This is a genomic window from Streptomyces sp. NPDC034670 (genome assembly GCF_055574875.1).
The window spans coordinates 10,144-17,696 of the sequence record NZ_JBVITR010000047.1 but is presented as its reverse complement, the minus strand read 5'-3'; the positions used below and the strand labels follow the sequence as shown (position 1 = coordinate 17,696).

Annotated in this window: 6 protein-coding genes; 2 read left to right on the top strand and 4 right to left on the bottom strand. The window is 73.1% G+C overall.

Features of this window, described 5'->3' with window-relative positions; all coding sequences use genetic code 11:
* Window positions 1–279: 279 nt before the first annotated feature.
* Window positions 280–1,935: a hypothetical protein gene (locus ACZ56B_RS25820; RefSeq protein WP_468795229.1), complete on the top strand. Its 1,656-nt coding sequence runs from the start codon at window positions 280–282 to the stop codon at window positions 1,933–1,935.
* Window positions 1,936–1,967: 32 nt separating this feature from the next.
* On the opposite strand, the gene ACZ56B_RS25815 is transcribed toward ACZ56B_RS25820, so the two are convergent.
* The 4 genes from ACZ56B_RS25815 to ACZ56B_RS25800 form a co-directional block, all read right to left on the bottom strand.
* Window positions 1,968–2,513, bottom strand: a complete 546-nt coding sequence (locus tag ACZ56B_RS25815) for an HIT family protein (protein WP_468795226.1) — start codon at window positions 2,511–2,513, stop codon at window positions 1,968–1,970.
* A gap of 80 nt (window positions 2,514–2,593) precedes the next feature.
* A complete protein-coding gene (gene thrS, locus ACZ56B_RS25810; RefSeq protein ID WP_468795223.1) occupies window positions 2,594–4,570 on the bottom strand; it encodes a threonine--tRNA ligase in 1,977 nt (658 codons plus the stop codon).
* Between the two features lie 93 nt (window positions 4,571–4,663).
* Window positions 4,664–5,890, bottom strand: coding sequence for a hypothetical protein (locus tag ACZ56B_RS25805; RefSeq protein WP_468795219.1), 1,227 nt, complete (start codon window positions 5,888–5,890; stop codon window positions 4,664–4,666).
* A complete protein-coding gene (locus ACZ56B_RS25800; protein ID WP_468795216.1) occupies window positions 5,887–6,453 on the bottom strand; it encodes a DUF4365 domain-containing protein in 567 nt (188 codons plus the stop codon). The genes ACZ56B_RS25805 and ACZ56B_RS25800 overlap by 4 nt, the downstream gene beginning before the upstream one ends.
* 167 nt (window positions 6,454–6,620) lie before the next feature.
* On the opposite strand from ACZ56B_RS25800, the gene ACZ56B_RS25795 reads away from it, so the two are divergent.
* A complete protein-coding gene (locus ACZ56B_RS25795) occupies window positions 6,621–7,346 on the top strand; it encodes an exonuclease domain-containing protein (RefSeq protein ID WP_468795348.1) in 726 nt (241 codons plus the stop codon).
* Window positions 7,347–7,553: the final 207 nt, after the last annotated feature.

Here is a 7,553-nt window from a genome sequence, read left to right as displayed (position 1 = left end):
GCGCCAACAAAAGACCCAGCAGACCCCCCCCCCCCCCCCCCCCCCCCTACCCCCCCCCCCCCCCCCCCCCCCCCCCCCCCCCCCCCCCCCCCCCCCCCCCCACGCCCGTCCTTCGCCGGACGGCTCCGCGGTGCCTCGCCTCCGTACGGGCGGACGGGTTGGGCCGTCCGCCGACGAACGCCGGTGGCTGCGGATACGCTGAATACCTGATCAACAGGTGTGCGCGACAAGGAAGTCGGGAAGGCCGCAAGACGACAGTGGCGGCGATCGGGGGCGGGAATGACCGTTGAGAGCGGTTTCGCGGACTTCTTCGGTCCGCAGGTGCCGCGCACGGGCGACGAGGAGCAGACGCCGACGTTCGCGCTGGCCTCGGCGGCCTACCGGGACAACGAGGCCGAGGAGATACTCAAGGCCAACAGCGAATGGCACCAGTCGGCCGTCTCCAAGCCCCGGATCAAGCTGTTCCGGCCGAATCTGGGCGAGGCGTTCTCCCGGGCGATCATCGACCGGATGCTGGGGGCCGGGCGCGCGCCGCTCATCCAGTCCTTCGGGGCCCAGCCGCAGGTGGTGGTGGAGCACGCCCTCGCGGCGCACCACATCCGCCGGGAGCGGGACAACTGGCTGAGCGCCGTCATGGTCCTGTGCGGCCTGCTGTTCCTGCCCGGCCTCCTCGTGTGGCTGCTGGTCTTCCAGATCCGCACCACCGTCGCCAGGCGGGAGGACAAGCGGGCCGGCGCACTCGCCACGACGCTGCTGGTCGCGGTGGGCGCGCTCGCGGTGCTGTTCCTGCTCCGCATGCCGTTCGGCGGGTTCTGGGGCTGGTACGCGCGCGCGGCGGTGATCGCCCCGGTGGTGGGCTGGTTCTGGGCCAAGCGGATCTGCGAACGCACGGCGAGGGACCTCAGGGAGCGCTGGGAGAGCCTGCTCTCCGGCAGCAGCGTCGGCGCCAAGGTGCCCGAGACGGTGCCGCGCAGCCCCGGCGAGACGGCGGCCGAGCAGCTGCGCCAGTCCCTGGCCCGGCTCAGCGCCGAGCAGCAGTCCAACTCCGTGTTCTACGCGGGGCCCAAGGGCATCCTCGGCATGGGCACGCGCTGGGGCAGCTGGCAGCTCGCCGAGGACCTGGTGCCGGCCGACCCGGACCGGGAGATCCACCCGTTCCGCAGCTGGGACGTCATCAAGGCCATCCACGACCGGCTGCGGATGCTGGAGCGCGGCCCCCTGCACACCGGGGGCTTCCCCAAGCCGTCGATACGGCACTGGATCGTCACGCCCATCGGGGAGAACGCCACGGCGGTCTCCCGGCCCGAGGGCACGGACGTCGAGGCGTACCAGGTCAAGTCGCACGCCGTCCAGGAGATCTGCAACAAGCAGCAGTTCGGCGCGGGCGACCGGCACTACCTGGGCGTCCAGTGGACGCTGTGGGACGGCCAGCTGGTCCTCACCATGCTGATCACGGTGACCGTGCTGCACGAGACGCTGCGCATCGAGGTGACCGGACACGCGCTGGGGCCGGTGCACTCCCTGTTCACCACCAAGCCGGCGGCCAAGGAGAAGTCGGTCCAGAAGTCGGTCAGGTTCTGGGAGACCCGGACGGTGAAGCTCCCCCTGGTCGACACGGACGAGGTGGTGCGCCTGACCGCCCGCGCGCCGCTGACCTGGTACCCGCCGCTGCTGGACTGGCTGGGCGGCAAGCTGACCCTGCCGGAGCCGTTCGGGCTGCGCCACGCCTGGGCCGACAAGCCGTGGCGGCACCGCTTCATGGCCGACGACGCGCTGCGCGCGGCGACGCCGGTGCTGCGGGTGGTGCACGCGGCGGCGATCAAGGTGCTGCGGGAGAACGGCGTGGACACCGAGAAGTTCGGTGCGAGGTCGTCGTCCCTCAGCGTCGCGGTGCAGGAGGCGGCGCCCAAGAAGGCCGACGTGTACGACGCGTGAGGGGGTGCCCCGGCCGGGGCACCCCGCCCCGCTCAGGAGGGCCAGGCCTCCGCCAGCATCTTGCGGGTGTCGGCCAGCAGCTGCGGCAGCACCTTCGTGTGGCCGACCACGGGCATGAAGTTCGTGTCGCCGCCCCAGCGCGGGACGACGTGCTGGTGCAGGTGGGCGGCGATGCCGGCGCCCGCGACCGTCCCCTGGTTCATGCCGATGTTGAAGCCGTGCGCGCCGGAGGCGGTGCGCAGGGCGGTCATCGCCTGCTGGGTGAGCCCGGCGAGCTCGGCGGTCTCGTCCGCCGTGAGGTCCGTGTAGTCGGCGACGTGGCGGTACGGGACGACCATGATGTGGCCGCCGGTGTAGGGGTACAGGTTGAGCACCGCGTAGACCAGCTCGCCGCGCCGGACGACCAGTCCGTCCTCGTCGGACTTGGCCGGGATCGAGCAGAAGGGGCAGCCGTCGTCGGCTCCGGGGCCGGTCGGCTTGTTCTCCCCCTGGATGTAGGCCATCCGGTGAGGCGTCCACAGGCGCTGGAACGCGTCCTGCGTGCCCACCCCCGACTGCTGCTCCGGCTCACTCGTCATGCGTGCAGCATATGGCGTCGTCCGGGTGGTGCGGCAAAGGCCCCCGGGATCGCTCCCGGGGGCCCGAGGCGGTCCGGCGGTCAGACCTGCGCCCGCTCCTCGACCACCTTCACGATCTTCGCGATGGCCTCGTCGACGGGAATGCCGTTCTCCTGCGAGCCGTCGCGGTAGCGGAAGGAGACCGCGCCGTTCGCCATGTCCTCGTCGCCCGCGATGACCATGAACGGCACCTTCTGCTTCTGGGCGTTCCTGATCTTCTTCTGCATGCGGTCCGAGGAGGAGTCGACCTCGACGCGGAGCCCCTGCTTGCGGGCCTGTGCGGCGAACCTCTCCAGGTGCTCGACGTGCGCGTCGCCGATCGGGATGCCGACCGCCTGGACCGGGGCGAGCCACGCCGGGAAGGCGCCCGCGTAGTGCTCCAGCAGCACGGCGAAGAAACGCTCGATGGAGCCGAACAGCGCGCGGTGGATCATGACCGGGCGGGTCTTGGAACCGTCCGCGGCGGTGTACTCCAGGTCGAAGCGCTCCGGCAGGTTGAAGTCGAGCTGGATGGTCGACATCTGCCAGGTGCGGCCGATGGCGTCCTTGGCCTGCACGGAGATCTTCGGCCCGTAGAAGGCGGCGCCGCCCGGGTCCGGGACCAGCGGCAGGCCCTGCTTCTCGGCGACCTGGCGCAGCGTCTCGGTGGCCTCCTCCCAGGCCTCGTCGGTGCCGACGAACTTCTCCGGGTCCTTGGTGGACAGCTCCAGGTAGAAGTCGGTCAGGCCGTAGTCGCGCAGCAGGTTCAGGACGAAGGTGAGGGTCTTGTCGAGCTCCTCGGACATCTGCTCGCGGGTGCAGTAGATGTGCGCGTCGTCCTGGGTGAAGCCGCGGGCGCGGGTCAGGCCGTGCACCACGCCCGACTTCTCGTAGCGGTAGACCGTGCCGAACTCGAAGAGCCGCAAGGGCAGTTCGCGGTACGACCGGCCGCGCGCGTCGAAGATCAGGTTGTGCATCGGGCAGTTCATGGGCTTGAGGTAGTAGTCCACGCCCTCGTCGAGCTGCATGGGCGGGTACATGCCGTCGGCGTACCAGTCCAGGTGGCCCGAGGTCTCGAAGAGCTTCCCCTTCGTCGCGTGCGGGGTGTAGACGAACTCGTAGCCCTCCTCCTCGTGGCGGCGCCGCGAGTAGTCCTCCATGACCCGGCGGACGATGCCGCCCTTGGGGTGGAAGACGGCGAGGCCGGAGCCGATCTGCTCCGGGATGGAGAACAGGTCGAGCTCGTGACCCAGCTTGCGGTGGTCGCGCTTCTCGGCCTCGGCGAGGAACTCCAGATGGGCCTTCAGCTCCTCCTTGGAGGGCCAGGCGGTGCCGTAGATGCGCTGGAGCATCGGGTTCTTCTCGCTGCCGCGCCAGTAGGCGCCCGCGTTGCGCATCAGCTTGAACGCCGGGATGTTCCGGGTGGTGGGCAGGTGGGGACCGCGGCAGAGGTCCTTCCAGCACAACTCGCCGGTCCTGGCGTCCAGGTTGTCGTAGATCGTCAGCTCTCCGGCGCCGACCTCGACGTCCGCGCCGTCGTCGTGCGAGGCCGATCCCTTGAGGCCGATCAGCTCCAGCTTGTACGGCTCGTCGGCGAGTTCCTCGCGGGCCGCCTCGTCGGTCACCACGCGCCGGGAGAAGCGCTGGCCCTGCTTCTGGATGGCCTGCATGCGCTTCTCGATGGCCTTGAGATCCTCGGGCGTGAACGGCCTGTCCACGTCGAAGTCGTAGTAGAAGCCGTCCCGGATGGGCGGGCCGATGCCCAGCTTCGCCTCGGGGAACAGCTCCTGCACGGCCTGGGCCATGACGTGCGCGGTGGAGTGGCGCAGGATGTTCAGGCCGTCCTCGGAGGAGATCTCCACTCCCTCGACGGTCTCCCCGTCCTTGACCTCGTAGGAGAGGTCCTTGAGCTCGCCGGCCACGCGCGCGGCGATGACCGAGCGCTCGCCGGCGAAGAGCTCGGCGGCCGTGGTGCCCGTCGTCACCGCGCGTTCTTCCCGCTCGGAATCGCGTTGGATGATCACACGGACGTCTGACACCGGTCTCTCCTGACTGAAGGTGGGGCTGCGGCGCCGTACCGGAGCGCACGCACAGCTCCCGATCGTACCGACCCCGGCCCGCCCGGCGCGAAGTCATTCCCCGCAGTCCGGGCCGCAGGCCTCGCCGAAGAAGGCCGCGGTCTCGGCGTTCTCCCGGACCGCCTTCATCAGCCGGTCCCGCTCGGCCTCGTCGACCCGCACCGGTACGACCTCGCCGGCCCCGGTCATCCGGCGGAAGCCGCCCCGGCTCTCCAGCCGTCCGCGCACCCGCACCGGCAGCCCGACCAGGTGGGCGTGGCCGGCGATGCGGTAGTCCTCCTCACCGAGGGTGATCCGGACGTGACCGACCTCGGCCCCGGCGAGCACCCGCAGGCGTACGGTGCCCGCGCCGCGCGGCCCGGACCTGCGCATCCGCACCACCGTGCCGGTGATCCGCACCGGCACGGCGGGTTCCGCGCGCCGGTAGCGGAGACCGGCCTCGCGCAGCGCGGGCAGGTCCCCGGGGGTGAACTCGACGGGTTCGGCGCGGGCCGCGCAGCCCTCGGGGACGCCGGCCGCCGGGGCCCACGCCACGGCGATCCGGGCGCCCTGCGTGCCCCGGACCAGGGCGGCCAGGGCCTCGGTGAGCTCCTGGCTGACGCCCGCCTCGACGGCGGTGTCGAAGGCGTCCATGCCGCCGGTGGCCCGGCGGTAGTCGACGGCCTCGCGGGTGGCGTGCAGGGCCTGGTGGAGGCGCACGGCGAGGGGGCGGCCGGTGGTGACGGGGGCGAACGCGGTCAGCCGGCGCCCGTCCGGCGCCGGTGCGACCAGCACGGTGTCCAGCACGGCGGCGGCCGGGCGCCGGTGCCGGGCGCCGTGGAAGCCGGCCCGCGCACGGGTGGCGAGCGCGGCGGCGAGCAGGGTCCGACGGGCGGCGGAGCGCAGCTGCTCCTCGAAGGTCCAGGCGGTGGCGTCGCCGGGGCCGGCCGGTACGTCGCGCCACCAGCGGATCTCGTCGCTGGGTACGGCGAGGGCGAGCAGGATCTCGCGGGCGGAGGGCGCGGTGCTGCGGGACAGCGCGTGCAGGGCCTCGGCGAGCAGGTCCTCGCTGTCGGGGAAGGCGCGGCCCTCCGGGACCAGGAGGCTGGTGCCGTGGTCCGGTCCCGGCGGGGTCCAGCGGCCGTAGCGCCCGGCGGGGCCGCCGCGCCGCCGCCAGCCGTGCCGGTGCAGGAGGGCCGTGAGGACGGCCGGGTCGGTCCCGGCGGGCTCGGGCGGCCGGGCGGTGCCGGCGGGATACGGGCGGACGGGCCGCAGGGGCTCCCGGGCCGGGCGGTGCGTCACGGTCTTCCTCCCGTCCCGACCCGCGCCATGATCTCGCACAGCGCCCGGTCGTCGAAGATGCGCGCGGTGGGGATCCGCACGGTGGTGCGGTGCCGGCCGGTGACCGGGTGTCCGGCGAGGTTGGTCCAGTAGCAGCAGTGCCGCAGGTCGAGCCGGTCGTGGCCGGCCCGCAGCCAGTCGTCCTGCGAGCGCGGGACGAGCATGACGACGAGGATCTTGTGCACCGAGACCGGGGTGCGGGCGAGCTTCACCAGGTGCGCGTTGTCGAGCGTGAAGGAGAAGGAGCGGCCGGGCGGGCCGGGCGCGATCTGGTGGGTCGCCTTGAGCTGCACCTTGATGGTGACCTCGTCGTCGACGGTGTGCCCGGGGGCGCTGTGGCTGACGTGCCAGTCGATGCCGTTGTCCGGGAAGGGCTGGGACAGCGAGCAGCCCGCGGCGGCCGCGACGGCGTGCAGGTAGCCGACCTGCAGGGTCTCCATGCAGGCGGTGGTGGCGAGGGTGCCGCGGGTGGGTGGCGTGCGCTCGGGCAGCAGCCCGCCCCGTCCGGGCTGCGCGATGGCCATGGCCGACAGCCTTCCAGAACAGTCGATCCCCGTTGCGGGTCCGTGAACTGCGAAGACCCGTACTCCTGTTGTCTCCTTCCGGCGTACGGCGCAAACGGTCCGGGTATCACCGGACCGGGCAGTGGACGGGGCGTCAACTGCCGGAGGTGAACAAGGGGTTGGTGGGTATGACGTGCTGGTACGAGGGGCCGCTGGCCGCTTTCGACACGGAGACGACGGGTGTGGACGTCGAGACCGACCGGATCGTCTCGGCCGCTCTCGTCGTCCAGGACGCCCCGGGGACCCGGCCCCGGGTGACCCGTTGGCTGGTGGACCCGGGGGTGCCGGTGCCCGCCGCGGCGACGCGGGTGCACGGGCTGACCCAGGAGCACCTGCAGCGCAACGGCCGCTGGCCGGCGCCGGTGATGTACGAGGTGGCGCAGTCGCTGGCGGAGCAGGTCCGGGCGGGCCGCCCGCTGGTGGTGATGAACGCGCCGTTCGACCTCACCCTGCTGGACCGGGAGTTGCGCCGCCACCGCGCCTCGTCGCTGAGCCGCTGGTTCGAGCGGGTGCCGCTGCTGGTGCTGGACCCGCGGGTGCTCGACAAGCACCTGGACCGCTACCGCAAGGGCCGCCGCACCCTGACCGACCTGTGCGCGCACTACGGCGTCGCCCTGGAGGGGGCGCACGACGCGGCGGCGGACGCGACGGCCGCGCTGGAGGTCACCCGGGCGGTCGGGCGGCGCTTCGCGGCGCGGCTGGAGCGGCTGTCCCCCGGTGAGCTGCACACCCTGCAGGCGGTGTGGCACGCGGCGCAGGCCAGGGGTCTGCAGGCGTGGTTCGCGCGCAGTGGCACGGAGGAGGCGGTCGACCCCGCCTGGCCGCTGCGTCCGGATCTGCCGGCGGCGGCGTGAGCGTCCCGGTCGACGGTGCGTCCCGCCGCGGGGCGCGGGTGGCGGGGGGGGGGGGGGGGGGGGGGGGGGGGGGGGGGGGGGGGGGGGGGGGGGGGGGGGGGGGGGGGGGGGGGGGGGGGGGGGGAGGGGGGGGAGGGGGGGGGGGGGGGGGGGGGGGGGGGGGGGGGGGAAGGGGGGGGGGGGGGGGGGGGGGGGGGGGGGGTAGGA